The following is a 23,256-nucleotide window of genomic DNA, read 5'->3' as shown; positions in this document are numbered from 1 at the left end:
ATCCCGGTTGTCATTGTTTGTAATGATAACCGGGAGAATTTTTCTTAATCTCTTCGGTAATCGAAGTAATGAAAATGAATTCTAATTAGGTTGAGACACTCTGCAAAAAGACATCGTAGAGAATAGCGCCACGTTATATATCGAATGAGTGGAGATGATAAACGATGAAGAAATTTTTACGTTTTATTGAGAAGTTTGAAGAAATATTTCTAGTCACGACAATGGTGGCTATTTTGCTGATGATTTTCAGCCAGGCATTGTTCCGTTACTTTTTTGGCAGCGGGATCGTGTGGGGAGAAGAATTTGCACGATATATCCACGTCGCACAAGTGTGGATTGGCTCCAGCTTAGCTATTAAAATGGGCGGTCACATCCGAGTAACTTTTGTAAGAGATTTAATGAATGATACATGTAAAAAAGTTTTGGATTTACTGGCTACATTTTTATTTTTCGTCTTTATGGCATTCATTACATACAAGGGGACATTATTTATATTGCAGTTATTAGAAACTGGCCAAAAAGCTCCTTCAAGTGGAATCTTAATGGCAATCCCTTATTCTGTAATCCCTCTTGGTGCATTTTTCATGGTGCTTAGACTGATTCAGCAATTCAGAGGAATCTTAAAAGGCGAACTGCTCGAAGAAGAGATAGAGGGGGTAGAACAATGACAATTGCCGTATTATTTATCAGTTTCTTTGTTCTTATGCTGATTGGCGTTCCTATCGCGATATCCCTTGGAGCATCAGCTTTATTTACAATGGTTTTTGCAACGGATCTTCCGCTCGGATCAATTGTGCAGCAGGCCTTCACTTCTCTGGATTCATTTTCATTGCTTTCTATTCCACTGTTCATTCTGGCAGGAGTTTTGATGAGTTCGGGCGGTGTGTCTAAACGTCTTCTGCACTTGGCGGGTGTTCTCGTAGGTTACTTAACAGGCGGACTTGCAATCGGTACAGTTCTTGCCAGTATGTTCTTTGCTGCAATCTCAGGTTCAGGTCCTGCGACAGTGGCGGCGATCGGATCATTCATGATTCCCAACATGGCGAAAAAAGGATATGACAAGCCGTTTGCTGCAGCTGTAACAGCGACTGCCGGCTCAATCGGCGTTATTTTACCTCCGAGTATTCCGTTCATCATGTTTGGAATTGTAGGAGGCGTATCAATTGGCGCACTCTTTTTAGCAGGAATTATTCCGGGGATTTTAATTGGTCTTGCGTTGATGTTCGTTTCTTACCGAACGGCGAAAAAACGTGACTTCCCGACTGAAGGTAAATTCCCTACATTCATGGAAGTATTGAAAGCAATCAACTATGCAAAATGGGCATTATTGATTCCAGTAGTCATTCTCGGGGGAATATACAGCGGTCTATTCTCACCTACCGAATCGGCAGCGGTCGCCTGTATGTATGCCCTGTTTATTGGATTGTTTGTCTATAAAGAATTGACGTTAAAGAGTCTGTACAACGTGTTCTTAGAAGCAACATTGTTGAATATTCCAGTCATCATTATCATCAGTTTCTCCATTTCCTTTGCCTATCTTCTCAGTATCGAACGCATTCCTGCGACGATTGCGCATTTCATTACAGGAATCTCTGAGAATATGATTATTACGATGTTACTGGTCAGTGCGTTCCTGTTTGTAGTTGGAATGTTCATTGACACCATTTCAGCAGTTGTTATTTTGACGCCGATTCTATTGCCGGTCGCAGTTGCGGTAGGCATTGATCCGATTCACTTTGGAGTTATTATGGTTTGTAACTTGGCTGTCGGTTATGTTACACCGCCGCTTGGTGTTAACTTATTCGTGGCTTCGCATATCAGTAAAGTCTCTATTGAACGAATCAGCCGTGCACTCGTACCATTCATTATTGCTATGCTGGTCATTATTGTCATCATTATTGCCGTTCCGCAGTTTTCTACCTATCTTCCGGGATTGGCGAAATAATCACATCGTAGAACAGGAGCTGGAATCGTTATGAATTGGAGAACTAGTGTGAAAGATATTGCCCCGTATATTCCGGGAAAATCGATTGAAGCAGTAAAGAAAGAATTGAATCTGGAGGTTGTTCACCGCCTCGCATCGAATGAAAATCCGCTCGGTCCTTCGCCTAAAGCGAAAGCAGCCATGAAGCAGGCAATTGAGGAAGTACATTTATATCCAGATGCGTCCGCAACAAAACTGCGTGAACGTCTGGCGGATTTGTATGAAGTGCGGCCTGAACAAGTTATCACGGGTAACGGTGCAGATAATATTATTTCGTTGGTGGTCAGCGCATACATCGATGAAGGAGATGAAGTAGTTTACGGAAGCCCTACTTTCCCGGCATACCGTTCGTCCACTTTGTTAATGGGCGGCAAGCCGGTGGAAGTGCCACTTACAGAAGATTGGAAGTTTGATCTGGATGCCATTCAAGCGGCAATTACGGATAAGACAAAATTAGTATTCATCTGTAATCCGAATAACCCTACCGGCACGATTGTAGAGGATTCCGCCATAGAGAAATTCATCCAAGAAGTTCCGGATCATGTGACGGTTGTACTTGATGAAGCGTATATCGAATATATTCGGGAGCAACCGTATAAGACGGGAATTGATTATTTCAAGGCGGATCATCCGATTATTACAATCCGTACGTTCTCAAAATTCTATAGCTTAGCAGGCTTGCGTGTTGGCTATGCCATTGCGTCAGAAGAACTGCTTGAACCTGTCCTGCGTTTGCGCGAGCCGTTTGCTGTGAATCGTGTGGCGATTGAAGCGGCATCTGCAACACTCGATGACAGTGAATTTACAGACGAGCATTATCAGATGAATGAAGAAGGCAAGAACTATTTGACGGAGGAATTCACAAAGCTTGGATTCGAAGTCTTTCCGTCCTATACGAACTTCTTGTTCGTTCACATTAAGTCAGATGCACAGATATTGTTTAATAAGCTATTGGAAAAAGGATTGATCATTCGTCCATGCACGCCATGGGGCTTAAATGAATACGTCCGTGTGTCAATTGGGACTAAGGAGCAAAATGAATTGCTGGTGGAAATTTTACATCAAAATGAGAAGGAGTGATGTTGGATTATGACAAGGAAAAAAGTGTGGATTTTAGATGATGAGTGGTTTACACATGATGTGGAAATGGGGATTTACGACGATCACGATATGGAATGTAAAGTGACGAGAAGTGATACGGTAAAAGAGGATTTTGAGACGTTTGGAAAATATGCGGACGGTATTGTAGCGCAAATCGGTTTTCCTTGCGGCGCGGATATTATCTCTCAACTGGAGAACTGTAAAATCATTGCGGCATCCGGAGTAGGCTTTAATCATATTGATTTGGACGCTGCCAGCAATAAAGGAATATACGTCACGAATATGGCGGATTATTGTGTTGGCGAAGTGTCTGACCATACAATTGCATTGTCATTGTCTGTAGCGAGAAGACTGCGTGCCTATAATGAACAAGTGAAAAGTCTCGGTTGGAATCCACTTGATACATTGCCGATTAAGCGGATCAAGGGAAGAACGGTCGGATTGCTCGGCTTTGGCCGGATCGCTAAAGAGGTGGCACGGAAATTTCAGGTGTTCGGTGTGAACGTAATTGCACATGATGAATTTGTGCAGAAAGAGGCGTTTACTGAATTAGGCGTGGAGTCTGTATCACTCGATCAGCTGCTGGAAAGATCCGATATTTTGAGCCTGCACGTTCCGTTAACCGAAGAAACGGAAGGGATGTTAAACTACGACAGATTGAAACAGATGAAAGAAGGTTCTATTCTCATTAATACATGCCGAGGAGCAATCATTCAGGAAGACGCTTTGGTGAAGGTGATGAAAGAAGGTCATCTTGCGGGTGCAGGCTTGGATGTATTGACGGAAGAACCACCTGGCAGAGATCAGGAGCTTCTTCATATGGAAGAAGTGTTTGTTACACCGCATTCTTCTTATGTATCCGAAGAATCCGAATATGAACTTCGATCTCGTACCAGTTTAAATGTCATCCGTGCAATCGAAGGAAAAACACCTGAATTTGTTCAGAATGTGATGCCTGAGCGTACACATTGATTAGTCAGCTATTTTGAAAAAATCTTTCGTCGTGTCAATGAATTCTTCAATGACAGGCGGCAGATAGCGATTTTTTATATAAGCAATATAGACGGTGCGTGAAAGATGACTGTTTGTTAATGTTTTTACTGCCAACGAAGGACGGTCCGTTGTCCGCAGATAGTTCTCTGGAACAATCGTGATACCGAGACCTTCCTCAACTAAGGCACAAGCGGTTTCGAATCGTTCAATCTCAAAATGAATATTAGGCTTAATGCCGGACTTCCGGAATTCATTCAGAATATCATTGCGTGTCTGAAATCCTTCTTTGCAGATAATAAATTCTTCGCCTTCTAGATCATGAATGGATAAATTATCTTTATGCTGAAGAGGGTGGCCGTTAGGTAATAAAGCGACAAGTCGCTCTGTATAGATCGGTAACATTTCGATTTCTTCGCTTTCAAAAAGCTGATTAGTGATCGCCAAGTGAATCTGATAATTTTTTAGGGCAGTTTCCACTTGCGTCAATCCCAGCACTTCAAGTAATTTGATATGAATATCCGGATGATTCGCACTGTAGGATACAAGTACCTTTGGCAGCCAAAAACGTACAGATTCAATTAGTCCGATATGTAGCTCAAGCGGTCCGTCTTCTCTTAGACGGATGGCTTCTTTTTGAAAGTAATTAAAATGACTGAGTAGTTTTTTCGCTTCTTCATACATAATCTCTCCTTCTTTTGTTAGAGAGATATTTCTCGTACTCCGTTCTATTAGTTTAAGTCCCACTGTGTCTTCAAACTTTTTAATTGCAGAGCTTAGAGACGGCTGCGAGATGAAAAGTGCTTTCGCTGCCTGGGTGAAGCTTCCTTCTTCAATTAACGTCGTGAAATAGAGTAAAGATCGATGATCCATCTGACAACCCTCCACTTTGCAATAATTCTTCCCATCAGTATAGCACATCCGCCAGAAGCGATTTGGGCACATGCTAGTTGTATAATTAAGTTATTTCATGTCGTTGAATTACAGAATGCGGTTTCGGTTTCTCGACTTAGCAGGAAGTTTGAAGAAAATATAAGTTTGCGGTTTGAACCCGCTTCGGCGCTGGGGGATTGCCTTCGCTGGTATTGGAGAAAGTGTTGTCGGAACGCAGGGAAACGGTATCCTACCACTTACTCACACTTTTAGAATGTTAAAGGCACTAATTTAAATATAGTTACCTCACTGCTAGGTAAAGAATTATAACTTACTAAGAAAAAAATAGAACGATAAAGGAGTTTAGCGGATGCCAAACGTATTAATTTCGCCGACAGGAACAGAAATCAGCTGTAAGAATTGGGAGATTGAAGGATTGCTGCGGCTGTTTTTAAACAGCCTGGATCCGCGGGTAGCGGAAAGCAGCAAAGACTTAATAGTATATGGCGGCAGGGGAAAAGCAGCCAGGAATCATGAATCCGTGGATGCAATCATTCGTGAACTGAAGCAATTGTCGCCGACTGAAACCTTGCTTATACAATCAGGGAAGCCGGTAGGAAAGTTTCCTTCATTTCCTCATTCTCCGCGAATTGTTAACGCATCATCCGTTCTGGTTCCTCATTGGTCAACAGACGAAGCATTCGATAAGCTGAATGAAAAAGGGCTGACGATGTACGGTCAATCGACTGCGGCATCTTGGGCATATATTGGGGTTCAGGGAGTGCTGCAGGGGACATTTGAGACAATGGGTGAAATTGCAAAGAGGCATTTTGACGATACCCTGCAAGGTAAAATCGTGCTGACGTCGGGACTCGGAGGAATGAGTGCTGCACAGCCGCTGTCTGTCACGATGCACGGCGGAGTGTGTATAGTCGTGGAAATATCTGAAGAGAAGATTGATCAGCGTCTGAAAAATAATTACTGTGATATTAAAGTAGATTCAATGGAAGAAGCGATTCGGCTGGCACGGCAGGCTGCAAAAGCGAAGAAGCCATTAGCAATCGCGCTGACAGGTAATGTAGCGGACCGCTATCGCGAAGCACTTAAACTTGATTTCATTCCGGATATTGTCACCGATCAAACTTCAGTGCATGATCTGCAGATGGGGTATATTCCGAGCGGTCTGGATATGGAGCAGGCGAAAGCGCTACGTAAAAAAAATCTGGGTCACTATTTGAAGTTGGTGAAGGATTCACTGATTCCTCACGTTCGAGCAATGGTGACGTTTAAAGAACGCGGCGCAATCGCGTTTGAATATGGAAATAATTTGCGGAAACAAGCGTACGAAGCGGGGTATGAACGAGCTTTTGAATTGCCTGGCTTTGCTTCAGAATATTTACGCTCTCATTACTGTGAGGGGCGAGGTCCGTGCCGTTGGATTGCGCTGTCAGGCGATCCGAATGATATTTATAAAATTGATGACATGATCTTGGAAGAATTTGCGCATGATCACCGGGTATCGCGCTGGATTCAGTATGTACAGGAAAAAATTTACTTCTACGGTTTGCCTGCTCGTACATGCTGGCTTGATTATGAAGAACGGGAACGAGTGGGGGTCATCATTAATGAAATGGTACGCTCAGGTGAATTGTCTGCCCCCGTTGCGATTACGCGAGATCATTCCGAAGGCAGCACAATGGCGGCACCCTTCCGAGAGACAGAAAATATGAAGGACGGCAGTGATACGGTAGCAGACTGGCCCATTTTGAACGCCATGTTAAATGCCAGTGCAGGAGCTTCAATGGTCAGTATTCAGAATGGCGGTGGAGTGGGAATCGGTAATTCTGTTCATTCGGGAATGACGGTGATAGCGGACGGCAGTGAAGAGGCGTCAGAACGTTTGAAGAAAGTCTTGGTTGTGGACCCCGGTATGAGTATTATCCGTCATGCAGATGCAGGCTATGAAGAAGCACAAATTGCACTAGATATTATTAAGGCGAAGAAGGGGTGATTGTACGATGAGCATTATAGGGATCTATCAGCATGAAGATTTATTTCAGAATTTATCAGCACAAGAGAGATTTCAGGTTGAATGGATCCCCAGCCTGAAAGACACCGAAATGATTCGTGCAGTGGATTTACTGATTGCAGATATTTCATTGGATGAAGAATCAGAGTATGGGGGGACCCATTTCCGTATGTTGCAGGAAGCTATAGAATCTAAGGTCATCTTTCTGAAGGAATCATTTTCATTTGATGAAATGAAGCAATTGATGAAAGCCGGTGCTTACGACTGTCTGGAAGCAGTAGAGACTGCTGATGTTCCCGAACGATTGCTGCCTGTACTGATAAAAGCGGAGGCTGATCTGAAGAGAGAGCGGAGACAAAAGCAAAGAGATTCAGCCTACATGCTACGGTCTATACGAGAATGTCTTGCGTACGATTTACTGTACGGCAACAGTAAAAATGCGAAAGAAATTTGGGAGCGCAGTAAACTGGCGGAGCTGTCACTCATTCCAAATACCGTTCTTCTTTTGAGTATCGATCACTTTTCGTGGCTGGTGGAAAATAAAGGCGAGCTGTGGAAGAATGCGCTGAGAGCAGAAGTGCTCCAGGCAATCCGCGAAACGCACTTACACTATGAATCATTAAAAGTACTTGTGACGGAAGAGAAATATGCAATTTTGCTTGCGCTTCCTGTTCAAGTGGATGAAGCGAAATACAAAGCACTGTCGATTGAGTATGCAGAAAAAATTCGTGCGGAAATTAATCGAAGAACGGACTATACTGTCACGATTGGCATAGGCAATTACTTTGAAGACGCCCGTAATTTACATCTTTCCTATCAAGAAAGCAAGCAAGCACAAGCATACCGGTTGTTTTCCACAGAGAATTCGATTATTCATATAGAAGACTTGGATTATTTTGAGACAGCGGAGTACTATGACTACAAAATGCAGATCCAATCGATAACGGAGAAGTTTTCATTGGGCGATTTGGATGGGGTTCGTCAGCAATGGGAAGAGGTCTATTGCTCGATTGCGTCTCATGTCCATATCAAACCGGAGGAATTCCGTCTGCAAGTGCTAGATCTATTGTTTTCGCTATCAAAATCAGCTATTCAAAACGGAGCCAGTCCGAAAAATATGATGCCCCTGCAAATTAAGCATGCCAAAGAGTTACATGAATTAGAAACGCTTGCCGAGATTGATGCATGCGTGAAAACAATCATTACAGAATACAGCGAGCAGGTCAACGAAGGACATAATGAACAATCCCTGAAGTCAGTAAAGGGAATCCTGCAATTTATTGAAGATCACTACCACGAAGAGATTGGACTTGAAACAGTCGCGGCGCAAGTGGAGCTGAGCCCGAACTATGTCAGTGCCATTTTCAAACAGACGACAGGCAGTTCATTCAGCTACTATCTGACAGAGCGGCGAATGAAAAAAGCTAAGCTTCTATTGGAAGATTTAAATATGACGATTTATGAAATCGCTGAATCTGTCGGTTACAGTTCCTCGCAGTATTTTAGCAGGGTATTTAAAAATCATGTGGACATGACACCGACAGCCTACCGGAACAGTGTGCTATCCACCAAATACTGAATAAAAGAAGAGTTATGCAAAAAGTCCTCAAAATGAGACTTATTGCATAACTCTTTTTAGGTGGGAAAATAACCGGTGAAAAAGTATACAAAACAACAGTAGATAAGTGTACTTTATCGTATATTTTTCTACTGTGAAATAATCCACCTTTTGATAAAGTAGAAATAAGGAAATGAAAGCGCTTTTATTCCGCGCTAGAAATGAGGTCGAATTATCATGAATCAACCATTAGAAGGCATAAAGGTATTGGACTTTTCTAGAGTTCTGGCAGGTCCTTATTGTACGATGATGCTCGCCGATATGGGAGCTGAAGTCATAAAGATTGAACGTCCGGAACTAGGTGATGATACACGTCACTTCGGTCCGTTCCAGAATGGAGAAAGCGGTTACTTCATGTTTTTAAACCGTGGTAAAAAAAGTATCGAAATGAACTTGAAAGATCCGGACGATCGGGAAAGCTTAATGGAACTCATTAAAGATGCGGACGTCATCGTGGAAAACTTCCGTCCCGGCGTCATGGAAAGTCTTGGATTAGGTTACGAGGCGCTGAAAGAAGTAAATGAAGGCTTGATCTACTGCTCTATTTCAGGATTCGGACAATATGGACCACTGAAAAAACGTCCAGCATACGATCTTGTCGCGCAGGCGATGGGCGGAATTGCGAGCATTACAGGTCATCCTGATAATCCACCGACCCGTTCAGGAGCATCCCTGGGTGACATGAGTGCAGCACTTTACGCGGCATACGGTGTCATGGTGGCATTATTCCACCGCGAGCGTACAGGAATTGGCCAGGCGATTGACGTTGCGATGGTCGACACGATTTTCTCGCTACTCGAGCATAACGTTATGCGTTATACATCTGAAGGTGTGATACCTGAGCGAATCGGAAGTCGCCACCCGATTAGTGCACCGTTTGATGTATTTGAAACGAAAGAAGGCAGCATCGTTATTGCGACGGCTAATGAACCTTTATTCGTCAAGCTATGTGGTGTAATGGGCAAAGAAGAGTTAGTGGAAGATGCGCGTTTTAAAACTGACATACTGCGTGGTCAGAATGAAGCAGAGCTTAAAGTAATCCTTGAGGAATGGCTGTCGGGTTACACAGCTGATGAAGCGGTGGATATGATCAGTGAAGCAGGAGTCCCTTGTTCCACAATTTTAAATATCGCGGAGATCAGTGAGTCTGACCATATTAAAGAACGCGAAATGTTGCTGGATGTCGAGCATCCTGTAGCAGGGAAAACAAGAATTCCAGGGAATCCGGTAAAACTGTCGGCGACACCTGTGCAAATAAAATCACCAAGCCCGGCTTTAGGTGAACACAACGAAATGATTAAAAAAAATCTAACGAAAAGTGAGTGAAGAACAATGAATTTCGACTTAACAGATGAGCAACAAAGCATACGTGACATGGTAAGAAACTTTACGAAAGAAGTAATCGCGCCAAAAGCAGAAGAAATTGACCGCGAAAACCGTTTCCCTGAAGAGCACATTCCGAAAATGGCTGAACTTGGATTACTCGGTATTGCCTATCCTGAAGAGGACGGCGGAGTAGGCGCAGATGCAATTGCTGAAGCGATCGCTGTAGAAGAAATCACATATGGCTGTGCGGCAACAGGTTCAATTCTGACTGCACACTACTTAGGAATTGACGGTCTATATCTTGCTTCCAATAAAGAGCAAAGAGAAAAATACTTAGTTCCTGGCTGCCAAGGTGAAAAATTATTCGCATTTTGTCTGACAGAACCGGTCGGCGGAACAGACGTTGGATCCATGAAGACGAACGCAAAACTTGACGGCGATGAGTACGTTATCAATGGTTCTAAAATTTTCATTACGAACGGTGCATATGCTGATACGCTGGTTGTCTATGCAAAAACTGATATCTCTAAAGGAACAAAAGGCATCAGTGCGTTTATCGTAGAAAAAGGCACACCGGGTCTTTCATTCGGCGCAGGCGATGATAAAATGGGAATCCGCGGTGCGAAGACGGATGAAGTAATCTTCGAAAACGTCAGAGTCCCGAAAGAAAACTTGGTTGGTGAAGAAGGAGACGGCTTCAAAATTGCCATGACAGTTGTGGACCGCGGACGTATCGGTATTGCAGCAATGGCAGTTGGAGTGTCACAGGCGGCACTTGACGAAACGGTCAACTATGCGAAAGAGCGTGAAGCATTCGGAAAATCAATCTCTAACTACCAGGGATTGCAATGGATGATGGCAGAAATGGAATCAGATGTGGCGGTCAGCCGTCTGTACACATACTACGCTGCAAGCCTGAAAGATAAAAAAGGTTACCGTCTATCGAAAGAAGCTTCCATCGCAAAATTGATCACTTCAGAAGCTTCAAACCGTGTAGTCAACAAAGCAGTGCAAATTCACGGCGGCTATGGTTATATGAAAGAATACAAAGTAGAAAGATTGTACCGTGATCAGCGTATCCTGGAAATCTTTGAAGGAACTTCTCAAGTTCAAAAAATGGTTATCTCAAGCTACGTAGTTAAATAAAAAGGAGTGGTTTGATTTGAATAATACACCGTTAAAGAATATCCGTGCACCGCGCGGAACTGAATTGACTTGTAAAGGCTGGACGCAGGAAGCGGCTATGCGGATGATTATGAATAACTTGGACCCTGAAGTAGCAGAAAATCCGGACGAGCTCGTTGTATACGGCGGAATCGGAAAAGCTGCGCGTAACTGGGAAAGCTATCATGCGATCATTGAAGAGCTGAAAGAATTAGAAAATGACGAGACGTTGCTGATCCAATCAGGTAAACCAGTAGGGAAGTTCCGCACATATGAAAATTCACCGCGCGTGCTGATTGCCAACTCTAACTTAGTTCCGGCGTATGCAAACTGGGAAAACTTCAATAAGCTAGATCAAGAAGGACTCATGATGTACGGTCAGATGACAGCGGGAAGTTGGATCTATATCGGAGCGCAGGGGATTCTTCAAGGGACATACCTGAGCTTTGTAGAAGCAGGAAAGAAAGTATTCGGCAGCCCGGATCTGACTGGGAAGTTCATTCTGACAGGCGGTATGGGCGGAATGAGCGGCGCGCAGCCATTGGCAGGAAAGATGGCGAAAGCAGTTATTCTGGTCGTTGAAGTTGATAAAAAACGTATTGAGCGTAAAATTAAAGAACGTTACTGTGACTTTATCTATGAGGACTTAGATGAGGCGTTGGCGAAAGTGAAAGAACTGACAGATAAAGGTGAGCCGGGATCCATCGGTCTTGTCGGAAACTGTGCAGATGTATATCAAGAGATTGCAGACCGTGGAATTGTTCCGGATATTGTAACGGACCAGACAAGCGCACATGACCCAAGAAACGGCTATGTGCCGAACGGTATGTCGTATGAAGAAGCATTGAAGCTTCGCAAAGAAAATCCGGATCAGTATGAGAAATTGTCCCTTGAGACGATGGCAAAGCATGTGGAAGCGATGCTTGCTCTTCAAAAAGCCGGAGCAGAAACGTTTGATTACGGAAATAACATCCGCCATTATGCAAAAGAACAGGGCGTAGAAAACGCGTTTGATTTCCCAGGATTCGTCCCGGCTTACTTGCGCCCGCTATTCTGTGAAGGTAACGGACCTTTCCGCTGGGTTGCTTTGTCAGGAGATCCGGAAGATATCTATAAGACAGATAAGCTGGCGAAAGAAATGTTCAGCGATAACGAAGTGCTGACAAACTGGATCGACATGGCTCAGGAAATGGTTGCATGGCAGGGTCTGCCGGCACGTATCTGCTGGCTTGGATACGGCGAGCGTCATAAGTTCGCTCTTAAAGTGAATGAAATGGTGGCTAGCGGAGAAATCAGCGCGCCGATCGTATTCGGCCGTGATCACTTGGACAGCGGATCAGTGGCATCACCAAACCGTGAAACTGAATCTATGAAGGACGGCAGTGACGCAGTAGCAGACTGGCCAATTTTAAACGCACTTGTGAACACAAGTGGCGGAGCGAGCTGGGTAAGTCTGCACCACGGCGGCGGTGTTGGAATGGGCTACTCCATTCACGCGGGGCAGGTGCTGGTAGCGGACGGAACAGATGAGGCAGCTGAAAAGATTAAACGCGTACTCGTTTCAGATCCAGGTATGGGTGTCATTCGTCATGCTGATGCAGGCTACTCAAGAGCGATTGAAGTGGCGGAAGATCGGCATGTTCACATCCCGATGAAAAAGAAGAAATAACACATAACGCACTGAAATAATGGCGTATACAATAGAACTCAGCGTCAGCTCTTTTACAGGGCTGGCGTTTTACTATTATGAGCGGAAAAGTTTTGGCGTAGGACTTTACAGATGTACAATGAATATGATATTCTGGCAAATCAATAAAGATATAAGGTTGTGTGCGTATTTTCTAAGACTGAATTTATGGGTAGCGGGTATATGAATTATGAAATCACATTTTCCGGTGGAATATCAGTTATGCCAGGAGGTTATTAGATGAAGATTGCTGTAGCAGTAGACGGCTCAGAACAGTCATTGCGCGCAACAGAGTATGCGCTGATGCTGGTTGAACATTTTCCTAAAGCGCATCTTGAGATTATTTATGTCACAGACTTTAACAAGGTAGAAGACGAACGGCTTTTGAAACAAAGTCCGAACAGTCTTTCTTTATATCAGAAGAAACAAATACATCCAGTGATGGAATTAGTGAAGAATGAGGGACGGGAAGCTGAAATCACCTTACTGCTGGGAAATCCTGAGCAACGGATCATCAAGCACGTAAATGCCAATGAAATTGATCATCTCGTGCTGAGCAGCCGGGGATTGAATGCACTTCAAAAGTTGGTGCTTGGCAGCGTCAGTCAAAAAGTGATTAAAAATGTGAACTGTTCAGTAACAGTTGTGAAATAAAAGAGTATAGAAAAGGCTGTGCAGTAAGTCATGTTATGACTTACTGCACAGCCTTTCTCACGTTCCCGCTCGTATTACTGCCAGCGGCTTTAATGCCTCATTGCAAGATGCAGCAGCCTTAGGTAAGTGTGCTGCAAAAGGGTTACTAGGAAAATCCGCAGTGAAAGCATTAAAGAAATATGAATCGATGCGTTTAAAGAAGGTACAGAGAATTGTGCAGTCAGGACAATCTTTCAGTTCTTCATTTGGACGGACACTTTTTTAGTTTATTTGAAGAAATGATTACTCCTGTCCTTTTAGGGTAGATAACTAAATGAATACTGTTTTGTCTATAAGTTTCTGTGTTATAGAGTCTTTATTAATAGTAGGTCAGGAGAGAGTCTCGATGAATGAAGTATTGAAAAATGGTCTAAAGCATCTGGGAGTCAGCGAATCTATTAGATCATACGCAGCTGTGTCTGGTGGAGATATTAATGAAGCATATTATATACGTACAGAGGAACAAGAATATTTTGTGAAACTGAACCGCAATATGCCGGAAGCATTTTTTGAATTTGAAAGACAAGGGCTGGAGAAAATCAGGTTGTCTGATACAGTGGATGTTCCACAGGTGCATGGAATTGTAACTGCAAACGAGGTGCCGATGCTGTGGCTCGAATGGATTGAAGAAGATAAACGATCACATACGGAGCAGCAGTTAGGAGAACAGGTAGCTTGTATGCATCTGACGACAGGTACAAAATATGGTCTGGAAGGAGATGGTTTCATTGGTCAGCTGGAACATGATAACCGTCGGACTGACAGCTGGCTGGAGTATTATCGAGATGTCCGCCTTGCAGGTCAGCTGAGAATTGGACGCCAACGCAAGCTGATTCAAGGAAAAAGAGAGCAGAAATTAGTGGAGTTGCTCGCTAATTTAGATCGTTGGGTTCCTGCAAAACCTGAAATTAGCCTGCTTCATGGTGATTTATGGAGAGGTAATTGGATAGCCGGAAAGAAAGGCGCGCCAGTCTTGATTGATCCATCCATTCTATATGGTGATCATGAATTTGAAATTGCCTATACGAATCTTTTTGGCGGGTTTTCAGAACGTTTTTATAACGCTTATACAGATATTATACCGCTTTCCGACACGTATGAAGAAAGAGAACCTATCTATCAGCTGTATTATTTGCTTGTACATCTGAATATGTTTGGTGAAGCGTATGGAAGATTAGTAGATCGGATATTGAATAGATATGTAAAATGGACAGCGAAAAGCGCAACTTGGTAAAACTGAGATGCGCTTTTTTAGTTGATTTGGTCAGTAGATATCGGGTGCATGAATATGGTGAACATGATTTGGAAAACAGACTATAAAACATTTAAGTTACAAATGTACATGCTCGATAAAAGAGAATAGCAATGGAGGTGTCTTTTATTTCATTTACATAAGGCTTAAACCCTTTCTTATCACAAGGTACACTTGAGAAGAATTTAGCAATTTACATCAAATGTGAAATGGGAAAGTCAGGTATGATGAAATTGAGGTGGTAAAGATGGAATATAGTGAAGTCACTCAATCTGTAATTTCCTATACCGAGCAGCATCTGCTAGGTGATTTAGAATTAGAACACTTTCAGGAATTAACAGGTTACTCCAAATATCATTTACTGCGTGTTTTTAAAAAGGAAACTGGAAAAACGATAGGAGAATATATCAGAAATAGGAGATTGGCTGTTGCAGCGAACCTTTTGATTGATTCTAATGAAACGATTATCACGATTGCTTTTGCGCTCGGGTTTAATTCGCAAGAAGCTTTTTCCAGAGCGTTCAAGGAAATATACGCTTTTCCACCGGGACAGTATCGCAGGATGATGAAAACAATGAGAGTAGAGAGGGAGATGAATGGTATGGAACATAAAGATATCAAGGGCTGGCTGCTGAGTGGGACAAATGCAGATTTGTATGAAGCCAAGTTGGATGAACAGGTTTTCCATTCAGGAACGCAGTCGGCTGTCTTATATTCCACGGGAGAAAGCAATGAACAGCAGTTTGCTACGCTGATGCAGGAGTTTCAATCAACGCAGTACAACGGGAAACGAATTCGGCTGTCTTGTTATATAAAGTCGGAAAAGGTTTCTAAGTGCGGAGCGTGGCTGCGGATTGATAATGCATTTGGTGATCCTGTTCAGTTCGATAATATGGATCGACGTTCGATTACAGGAACAACACAATGGAACCAGTATGCAATCGTTTTGGATGTGCCGCCTGAGAGTGAATCGATTCATTTCGGTGTACTGCTGATAGGCGAAGGAAGAGTGTGGATGGACGGATTCCGTTTTGAAGAAGTAGATCTCAATGTGCCGGTTACCAATATGCTTTCAAAGGAACATCTGCCCGTACAACCTGCAAATTTAGACTTCTCTGAGTGACAGAAAAAGCGTTATAGTGAGCGGGAGGGAATGCGGTGGAGTGGAAAACGAAAACGTATGTAATTTCAGTTCTTATCATTTTTGCTGTCATAACTATAGGGAAAATATTCTTTTACAGCAGGATTGGTCATTTGGTAAAAGGTTTCTTGGGAAATTAATGTGTAATGTAGAAAGGGAGCATTTCTGATTTTTTTCAGAGAAGCTCCTTTTGCAGTGTGAAAAATATTATTCGCCAGTCAAATTCTCTTTCATCTGATACAAAACATTACGCAATGTACCCAATTCTTCGTTCGAAATCCCTTGCAACATCTGCTTCTCATGCTCTTCCCAAATCTTTGTGATAGGTACTTTCAATTGCTTTCCTTTTTCCGTCAAATAAACATTTGAAATGCGATGGTCAGGCCCTTCATTTGTACGATAGACAATTCCATCCTGTTCTAGTTTTCGCAGCATATTGCTGACTGTTGATGCTTCCGAGCCCATTTTATTTCGCAATTGAGACTGTGTTAGACCTTCTTGTTCCCACAAATGAAATAGGGCAAGTTCCTGGCCGATATGCAGATCCAGCTGGCGAAGTTGCTGTGCGTAGTTTTTACGCGTCTGAATCGCGATTGTTTGCAATAAGAGACGAATTTCGCTTTCGATCATTGGAATTCCTCCATACACTATTGGTGTGCTAATTGTATCAATAAATGAATGAATGCTAAAGTACAAAAAAATTAAAGACATGTTGACTTTTCATTCAAAGTGCGATTTAATTAGCGTGCTAACTAATTTGAATTGGAGGTCTGATGAATTGAATCGTATGTTAAAACCGACTATTATTTCGATCGCAATGGCGACTGTTATGGCAGGGGCGGCTATTTCGCCGGCACTTGGATTAATTGCAGCCCATTTTCCCGATGCAGATCCTCTGTTAATTAAGCTAGTTTTGACTGTGCCATCATTAATGATTATTCCTTTTTCGTTTATCTCGAGTTCATTAACGAAGAAAATATCTAAGCGTTCTATTGTTTTGCTTGGGCTTGGCATCTACATTGTCGGTGGGGTGGGAGCGCAGTTTGCGAATACCATTGAAGTATTGCTGGCGTTCCGTTTAGTATTGGGTGCAGGGGTGGGGCTGGTTATGCCGCTTTCCTTTACGCTGATCAGTGATCATTTCCATGGAAAAGAACGGACGAAAATGATGGGTTATAATACAGCCTTCAGTAATTTAGGCGGAATCATCACGATGCTTTTGGCGGGTTATTTGGCGGCATTTAACTGGAGAGTGCCGTTTAATGTGTATTGGCTGGGGTTGGTGATTTTCGTATTAGTGCTCTTGTATCTTCCGAAAAATGAACCGTTGAAGACGCGGGAAGGGGAAGAGAAAGCAAAAATGCCCCTCTCCGTATATGGAATGGCACTTGCGGCATGCGGTGTTATGATTGCTTATTATGCTATCGCTACAAATATGGCATTGTACTTGGAACAGAGTGAGTTAGGGAGTTCTCAGACAGCTGGGATCGTTATGTCATTTACAACAATTGGCGGGATGATTACAAGTATGCTTCTGCTACGTCTGCAAGTGTTTTTCAAAAAGTATTTGATGATGGCGGCGATACTTGCTATGGGGATTGCATTTGGTGTTCTTACGGTAACGCATTCCATTCCCGTTATTCTAATGAGTGTATGCGTGGTTGGATTTGGTCAGGGGATTATCTTCCCGTTAATTAATGTGAAAGTGCTCGGCAATATGGATCCACGGCTCAGCGACCGTGTCATTTCTATTGTATCCAGCATGATTTATATCGGTCAGTTCTTATCACCGGTTGTACTTGATTCCATTGGAAAAGCAGCCGGCTACGAATCGATTCGTTTCCAATACAGCTTGCTGGCTGGGGCGCTGCTTGTTTCAGTGGTTGTGATGTTGCTATTTGTATTAGTTAAAAAGAGCGCACCAACTGAAAGAGGAGAAGAGTCTGTGTGATCTTATCTTAACGAAGGGTAAAAGCTCTTGAACTGTGATGGATCAAGAGCTTTTCATTATAAATACCTATTAGACTTTAATGTGTTTCTTCAGCCAAAATCGAACGGATCATATGGATAGAATCCCATTCGCCAAATGAAAGATAGCTAATGGGGTACTTTTTGGGGAACAGCTGTGTTTGAATTTCTTTTTCATCGCGACCTTCCTCATGAAGAGTCAGTGTCTTTTCACGAAGACCTGTCAGATAATCAAGTTTCATTTCCATTGCTTTACGTCCGTCTTTGACATAACCTGCGTGGCAACAGAACATCTCATCAAAATCGTGAGAGAGTACTGTTTCGATAGAACGAATTATAGTTGGAATGTTTTCATTGCGTAATACAAGCTTAGTCCTGGGATTTACAAACAGATCACCCGAAAAGAGCTGGCCGGTACCTTCATTTAAAAACGCCAAATGATCTTCTGCATGACCCGGTGTCGCAATGACCTTCCAGTCAGCGTTTCTAGACGAAAACTTTTCACCGATCGGCTGTGCAGTCAGTGACTTCCGTGGGCCCCAGAATAGCTTTCGATAAAAAGGATGAGTAGCATTTTTAGCGCATTCTTGAACGGACATTTCATTCATTAACACAGGCAGACCGTATTCCTTTTGCAGATAGCTGGCTCCGCCTGTATGATCTTCATGGGAGTGAGTAATGACGACTTGATCGATATTAGCTTCTGCGAAAAAAGGCTTAAATTGATTCAGCAATGACTGTGCGCCTGTATCGATTAACACACCGTCTGTTTCAAAGCAAAAAACATTGAGATGCACACCTTTAAAAGAAACCAAACCATTGATAAAACGAACACCCTGTACTTCTCCGTGCTCCACATTCTTCTTTAGAAACATTTGCACCCACTCTTTCTGCTGGCTTTCAATAAGGATACCATAAAATGAATAGTGATTCATAAAAAAGATCCAACTAATTAGAAAAAACGCCGGCTCTGTTTTTACCATAGCCGGCGTCTTCAGGAATATTTAATTTAGTTATCAGAAAAGTGCCAGCATCACAACTGAACCCAACCCACTAACCATGACCGCAATAAACACCACATCCATCCGACTGTAATGCGTCGTATAATAATACGTCCTCGCTGCGCCCATCTGATATTGTTTTGCTTCCATCGCAACCGCAATGCGCTGCGCGCGCCTGATACTTTGGGCGAATAGGGGAACGGTGTACATTTGTAACCGTTCGTAAACACCCTTGATTCCTCTAGCGAAGCGGATATTACGCACTTTCAACGCATTTCTGCGAATCTGTAGTTCTTCGGTTACGGCAGGGATCAAACGGAAAGAAGCGATGAAACTGTATGCGTATTTTGACGGCAGTCTGAATTGCTGCATCATGGCATAGAAAAACAGGACAGGCTGGATTGTCAGCAGGAATGTGAAGCCGACAAAGCCGAATGAAAGAGACTTACTGCCGAGCAGCAGACCATGCTGAATGCTCTCTTCAGAAATCTTGATCAAATACCACTGCCACAGCACTGTATCCCCTTTACCAAACAGGGTAAGCGTCAGTGCGGAAGACAGGAATGAAATCAACAGCGGAATCGACAACAACGCAAGCTTCTTCATTGAATAGCCGCTGAATACATAAAATAATATTCCGTAAAAAACGGCCTGCCAGACAGCGAACGAAAAATTTTGATTAAAGAGCGTAATTAGTAATAGTGCAAAGAAGACAATGAATTTGAGTGCCGGGTTGACTTTGAACAGCCAGGTTGTGCGTTCAGGTGTGAACCATGCGAGCATTCAAAGCACCTCCTGCAAAATCCACATGTACTTTACCGTCCGCTACGGTCCAGACCGCTGTCGCGAAGTTTTCCACAATCTCCATATCATGCGTCACCATTAAAATAGTCACACCCTTAGTCCGCAGTTGCTCAAGTTTTTCAAGAATCGCGAACGTATTGCGGGCATCCTGTCCAAAAGTTGGTTCATCCAGCAGCACAATATCAGTTTCTGGAGTTAGTGCTGTGGCTACACTAAGTCGGCGCTTTTGCCCTGTAGAGAGCTGATAGGGGTGGCGTCCTGTTGAATTCGGTAGAGTAAATAAGTGCGTCAGTTCCTTCGCATACACTTCAGCCTGATCTTTTGGTATACCGTGCAATGAAACGGTCAATTCCTCAGCAATTGAGTTCGTGACAAATTGTAGCTCGGGATTTTGGAAGACAAGAGACAGGCCTTTTGGCAACTGTCGTTTCTTCTTTTTCTGAATAACGGGTACGCTGTTTATTTCATAAAGACCTTCTGTCCGCAGTAATTGCATTAGTGACAGTAGCAGAGTGCTTTTGCCTGTGCCGTTTTCGCCAACAATCGTAATCCAGTCGCCAGCTTTCACTTCTGCTTGTTCCGCAGAGATTTTCGGAGTATTACCACGAAAACCAGTAAAACCATCCAAAAGAATTTTATTGTCAGAACCAGCAGGCTTACGATTATGCATCATCGAGCCAAAAGCATCTGACGCCAAATACTCCTCCCATACGCCCGGATACCAGATACCGTAGCGTTTCAGTTCTTCTTGATAATTCGCGAAAACCGTTGCAGGCGGACCTTCCGCAATAATCACTCCGTTGTCGTTAAACAGCACAACACGATCCACCCAGTCTGCAATCAAATCAATTTTATGTTCTACAATGATGACCGTTTTATCTGCTGTTGCCTGCTTGATAGAGGACCAGATTTGCTCTGTTCCTTCCGGGTCCAGAAGGGCAGACGGTTCATCGAGAAACAGGACATCCGGCTCCAGCAGCAGTACAGAAGCCAGCGCCAGACGCTGTTTCATGCCCTGCGACATTTCATTAATCGGCGAATGAGATGATTCTAGTTGTAAATCTACGAGTTCTAAGGCGTCTTCAATTAAAGGTGTCATTTCATCCCGTGGTATTTGAAGATTCTCAAGTACAAACGCAAGCTCCTCATCTGCATATGTCATGCAGAATTGCGTGTCTGGATCCTGGAAGACAAAGCCCCAGGACGCAGGAAGCTCAATTTTCTCTGCTTTCATTGGCAGTTCGATGGAGTTTGGAATGATGCCGCTAAGCACTTGTAGCAGTGTCGATTTACCACAGCCACTTGGTCCGAGCAACAGAACTTTTTCGCCTTGCTGCACGGAAAACGAGAGATCTTTAAAGACCAATGAATCTTCACCGGGAAACTTCAGACGCAGATTGGTGACGCTGACCGGATGTTGTTTCGAATGAACCATCTGCATGTTACTGGTCCAGCATCGTGTATTCTTTTTTATCGACAGGACGGATTAATGACGTCACGCCTGTTTTTTCAAGCGCACGGACAATCAGTACTGCAAATATGCCGGTGAAAATGAATGCACTGATCGCACGCAGTCCGTATTTCACTATGAGAGCCCAAGTTTCAAGCGCTGCATAACCATAAACCAAATCAAGCGTGAAGCTGGCAACACAGGAGGCGACACCTGCAAGTCCGGCAATGAGCATGGAGAATTTTCTGTAGCGAACAGCCGCAAATACTAATTCAGCTGCCAGCCCCTGCACAAACCCATACATTAATACTTCAATGCCGTGTCCTGCGAACGCGGATAAACTCGCACCTGCAATACTTGCAATCAGTGCTGTACCAGGCTTACGGATGAGCAAATAGGCGAACGGACCCACCATAAACCACATGCCATAGATCAGTTGGCGGGCGACCGGCATGATGGGTTTCACTACAGTGTATAGGTCATCCCAGAATTTCATGAGGATGCCGAAGACAACGCCGACCATGATCGTGATCAGCAAATCTGTAAACTTTAATTTCTTCAATAGATTCCACTCCTTTTATTTTTGCCTAAACAAAAAGCCGTCTGAAAGAGCAGACAGCCGAGGAGGGAATTCTATCCCAATTATTCCATCGAACACGCTCTCTACGCTGGCATTACCCAGATCAGATTCACGGTCAGCAGCGGTTCCAACTGCTATCTCAGCCTGATTCACTCAAGCACCCGTACGGACAATTATGTTAGCAATGCTAGTATACAGCAGTCACTTTTATCTGGCAACCTGTCAAATTGATCAAAGCAAGATGCTATTACAGAACATGGGTGCGCTGATATAATAGAAGGTAAGAGTTTGTTGCTAGAGTAAGAACCAATGAAAACTATCAGCAGCTAATGGATGCAAAGGAGTTGTCCTATGACTAAACAGATTGCTTTTATAGATGTCGAAACGACGGGAATGAGTGCGGAGGGTAACGAAGTAATTGAACTCGGGGTCATGCTGGGTGAATTGGAAAATAATCGTATTGTCCGCGTGACAGACGAGTATTGTGAATTTCAAGAACCATTTTATTCGATCCCTTCGACGATTACGAGAATAACAGGAATTAACGATCAGATGGTAAGAGGGAGGTCGCTCGATATGAATCGAATCATTTCGATTCTGGATCAGGCGGACGGAATTGTTGCGCATAATGCGACCTTCGACAGAGGATTTGTTAGCCGGTTGCTCCCTGAAACATTGGATATGGATTGGTATTGTTCGGTCAGACAGATCAAGTGGAAGGACTATGGTTTTGAAAACGGCAAGCTCCAGCAGTTGCTGAATGCGCATCGAATTGAAGTGAAGCAGGCACACAGAGCACTTGATGATGCAAAAAATCTGGCTGCTTTGCTGAATTTCTCACATCCGAAACTTGCGGCTGATGCGACATTTATTTCGTATTTGATGGAGAAGAATCCGTTGAAAAAACCAGCTGTTCAACGTTGGTGATAGTGAGTAATATATAGTTAATAAAAGTGGCAGAGCATCGATCAATTGATGCTTTGCCTTTTATATTTCTATCCTCCGTGTAAGCATATATACCTTTTGTTTCATTTCCGAATATAGAACAATAGAATTACTTGTTGAAACTTTAGAACCTATTGTGGTATAGTATTTAGTGGGTTAAAAGGAGTGGTAAATATGAATGCTCAAGAGTTGTTTAAAGCGATAAATCAATGTGTGGATGAATTGGATTTCATTTCAGCTAGAAAGTATATGGAGCAAAATCAAACATTACTGCAGCGTGCGCATCACAGGCTCAATCGAAATGCACAGGAGCTGTTACAGTTTGTGACGGATAAAGGCGCGGAGACGCTGAATCAAAAAGAAATTAACACATTACATGCTATGAATCATTATGCTTCCAATTTTGACGTACGTGCGTTTAAGCTAATCGTCAAAGATCAAGCTGCACTTATCAGCAAGAAGGATTCCCTTACTTACTTAAATCAAGATGCAAAAGCACTTCTTGAAAGTATGAATGCTGTCAGTCTAAACGCGTAGTATGTGAGTATTGGATTCGGTTATTAGAATAAGAATAGAAAGCGTTCGTTCCTGATTAAAAGGAGCGGACGCTTTTTTGAGTCTGTATATAATAGGGGTGTCCAACTAGCCAG

General features: G+C 43.2%; 22 protein-coding genes and 1 riboswitch. Of the genes, 16 read left to right on the top strand and 6 right to left on the bottom strand.

The genetic code is table 11. The features are described 5' to 3' along the window. Window positions 1–164: 164 nt before the first annotated feature. The 4 genes from Q1J64_RS14320 to Q1J64_RS14305 are packed head-to-tail and all read left to right on the top strand — an operon-like array spanning window position 165 to window position 4,057. Window positions 165–668 (top strand): TRAP transporter small permease, encoded by a 504-nt coding sequence (locus Q1J64_RS14320; RefSeq protein ID WP_301109773.1) that lies wholly within the window; start codon window positions 165–167, stop codon window positions 666–668. Then, complete coding sequence (locus tag Q1J64_RS14315; protein ID WP_301109772.1) at window positions 665–1,945, top strand: TRAP transporter large permease; 1,281 nt, start codon at window positions 665–667, stop codon at window positions 1,943–1,945. The genes Q1J64_RS14320 and Q1J64_RS14315 overlap by 4 nt, the downstream gene beginning before the upstream one ends. 30 nt (window positions 1,946–1,975) lie before the next feature. Beyond that, entirely contained in the window at window positions 1,976–3,064 is a 1,089-nt protein-coding gene (hisC, locus tag Q1J64_RS14310) for a histidinol-phosphate transaminase (protein WP_301109771.1), read from the top strand. Between the two features lie 9 nt (window positions 3,065–3,073). Next, window positions 3,074–4,057, top strand: a complete 984-nt coding sequence (locus Q1J64_RS14305) for a C-terminal binding protein (protein ID WP_301109770.1) — start codon at window positions 3,074–3,076, stop codon at window positions 4,055–4,057. Here the strand turns inward: Q1J64_RS14305 and Q1J64_RS14300 are convergent, their stop codons facing one another. Further along, the gene (locus Q1J64_RS14300) at window positions 4,058–4,948 is read right to left on the bottom strand and encodes a LysR family transcriptional regulator (protein ID WP_301109769.1); all 891 of its coding nucleotides are present in this window, start codon (window positions 4,946–4,948) and stop codon (window positions 4,058–4,060) included. It abuts the gene before it with no gap. Window positions 4,949–5,318: 370 nt separating this feature from the next. Here Q1J64_RS14300 and hutU (Q1J64_RS14295) point away from each other — a divergent pair, with 370 nt between their 5' ends. The 9 genes from hutU (Q1J64_RS14295) to Q1J64_RS14260 all read left to right on the top strand — a co-directional run bounded on the left by hutU (Q1J64_RS14295) (window position 5,319) and on the right by Q1J64_RS14260 (window position 15,840). Continuing rightward, window positions 5,319–6,959, top strand: a complete 1,641-nt coding sequence (hutU, locus tag Q1J64_RS14295; RefSeq protein ID WP_301109768.1) for a urocanate hydratase — start codon at window positions 5,319–5,321, stop codon at window positions 6,957–6,959. Window positions 6,960–6,966: 7 nt separating this feature from the next. After that, the gene (locus tag Q1J64_RS14290; protein ID WP_301109767.1) at window positions 6,967–8,556 is read left to right on the top strand and encodes an AraC family transcriptional regulator; all 1,590 of its coding nucleotides are present in this window, start codon (window positions 6,967–6,969) and stop codon (window positions 8,554–8,556) included. A gap of 216 nt (window positions 8,557–8,772) precedes the next feature. Then, window positions 8,773–9,921 carry a CaiB/BaiF CoA transferase family protein gene (locus Q1J64_RS14285; RefSeq protein ID WP_301109766.1) on the top strand — a complete coding sequence of 383 codons (1,149 nt, stop codon included), beginning with the start codon at window positions 8,773–8,775 and terminating at the stop codon, window positions 9,919–9,921. Window positions 9,922–9,927: 6 nt separating this feature from the next. Beyond that, window positions 9,928–11,067 carry an acyl-CoA dehydrogenase family protein gene (locus tag Q1J64_RS14280; protein WP_301109765.1) on the top strand — a complete coding sequence of 380 codons (1,140 nt, stop codon included), beginning with the start codon at window positions 9,928–9,930 and terminating at the stop codon, window positions 11,065–11,067. A 16-nt stretch (window positions 11,068–11,083) separates the two neighbouring features. After that, complete coding sequence (hutU, locus tag Q1J64_RS14275) at window positions 11,084–12,754, top strand: urocanate hydratase (RefSeq protein ID WP_301109764.1); 1,671 nt, start codon at window positions 11,084–11,086, stop codon at window positions 12,752–12,754. Window positions 12,755–13,012: 258 nt separating this feature from the next. After that, entirely contained in the window at window positions 13,013–13,426 is a 414-nt protein-coding gene (locus tag Q1J64_RS14270; RefSeq protein WP_301109763.1) for a universal stress protein, read from the top strand. A 16-nt stretch (window positions 13,427–13,442) separates the two neighbouring features. Beyond that, window positions 13,443–13,691, top strand: coding sequence for an FAD-dependent monooxygenase (locus Q1J64_RS16735; protein WP_367183374.1), 249 nt, complete (start codon window positions 13,443–13,445; stop codon window positions 13,689–13,691). A 120-nt stretch (window positions 13,692–13,811) separates the two neighbouring features. Continuing rightward, window positions 13,812–14,699 (top strand): fructosamine kinase family protein, encoded by an 888-nt coding sequence (locus Q1J64_RS14265; protein WP_301109762.1) that lies wholly within the window; start codon window positions 13,812–13,814, stop codon window positions 14,697–14,699. A gap of 265 nt (window positions 14,700–14,964) precedes the next feature. Beyond that, window positions 14,965–15,840 (top strand): helix-turn-helix transcriptional regulator, encoded by an 876-nt coding sequence (locus tag Q1J64_RS14260; protein WP_301109761.1) that lies wholly within the window; start codon window positions 14,965–14,967, stop codon window positions 15,838–15,840. A gap of 225 nt (window positions 15,841–16,065) precedes the next feature. Here the strand turns inward: Q1J64_RS14260 and Q1J64_RS14255 are convergent, their stop codons facing one another. Further along, window positions 16,066–16,488 carry a MarR family winged helix-turn-helix transcriptional regulator gene (locus tag Q1J64_RS14255; protein ID WP_301109760.1) on the bottom strand — a complete coding sequence of 141 codons (423 nt, stop codon included), beginning with the start codon at window positions 16,486–16,488 and terminating at the stop codon, window positions 16,066–16,068. 157 nt (window positions 16,489–16,645) lie between these two features. Between Q1J64_RS14255 and Q1J64_RS14250 the strand changes: the two genes are divergently transcribed. Continuing rightward, window positions 16,646–17,809 carry an MFS transporter gene (locus Q1J64_RS14250; protein ID WP_301109801.1) on the top strand — a complete coding sequence of 388 codons (1,164 nt, stop codon included), beginning with the start codon at window positions 16,646–16,648 and terminating at the stop codon, window positions 17,807–17,809. Window positions 17,810–17,885: 76 nt separating this feature from the next. Here Q1J64_RS14250 and Q1J64_RS14245 read toward each other — a convergent pair whose 3' ends face one another. From Q1J64_RS14245 to Q1J64_RS14230, 4 genes are all read right to left on the bottom strand, one after another. Further along, a complete protein-coding gene (locus tag Q1J64_RS14245) occupies window positions 17,886–18,701 on the bottom strand; it encodes an MBL fold metallo-hydrolase (RefSeq protein WP_301109800.1) in 816 nt (271 codons plus the stop codon). A gap of 141 nt (window positions 18,702–18,842) precedes the next feature. Continuing rightward, a complete protein-coding gene (locus Q1J64_RS14240; RefSeq protein ID WP_301109758.1) occupies window positions 18,843–19,610 on the bottom strand; it encodes an energy-coupling factor transporter transmembrane component T family protein in 768 nt (255 codons plus the stop codon). Next, the gene (locus Q1J64_RS14235) at window positions 19,588–21,072 is read right to left on the bottom strand and encodes an ABC transporter ATP-binding protein (protein ID WP_301109757.1); all 1,485 of its coding nucleotides are present in this window, start codon (window positions 21,070–21,072) and stop codon (window positions 19,588–19,590) included. Before Q1J64_RS14235 ends, Q1J64_RS14240 begins: the two co-directional genes overlap by 23 nt. 1 nt (window position 21,073) lies before the next feature. Continuing rightward, entirely contained in the window at window positions 21,074–21,643 is a 570-nt protein-coding gene (locus Q1J64_RS14230) for an ECF transporter S component (RefSeq protein WP_301109756.1), read from the bottom strand. A gap of 81 nt (window positions 21,644–21,724) precedes the next feature. Continuing rightward, a riboswitch (TPP riboswitch) is annotated at window positions 21,725–21,836 on the bottom strand. A gap of 176 nt (window positions 21,837–22,012) precedes the next feature. Between Q1J64_RS14230 and Q1J64_RS14225 the strand changes: the two genes are divergently transcribed. Together Q1J64_RS14225 and Q1J64_RS14220 are read left to right on the top strand one after the other, a co-directional pair. Further along, the gene (locus tag Q1J64_RS14225) at window positions 22,013–22,588 is read left to right on the top strand and encodes an exonuclease domain-containing protein (RefSeq protein ID WP_301109755.1); all 576 of its coding nucleotides are present in this window, start codon (window positions 22,013–22,015) and stop codon (window positions 22,586–22,588) included. A 192-nt stretch (window positions 22,589–22,780) separates the two neighbouring features. Continuing rightward, window positions 22,781–23,143 (top strand): hypothetical protein, encoded by a 363-nt coding sequence (locus Q1J64_RS14220; protein WP_301109754.1) that lies wholly within the window; start codon window positions 22,781–22,783, stop codon window positions 23,141–23,143. The last annotated feature ends 113 nt before the right edge of the window (window positions 23,144–23,256 follow it).

Origin of the sequence: Sporosarcina sp. (assembly GCF_029257255.1) — a bacterium.
Classification (GTDB): Bacteria; Bacillota; Bacilli; order Bacillales_A; family Planococcaceae; genus Sporosarcina.
This window is presented reverse-complemented; position numbering and strand designations above follow the sequence as displayed.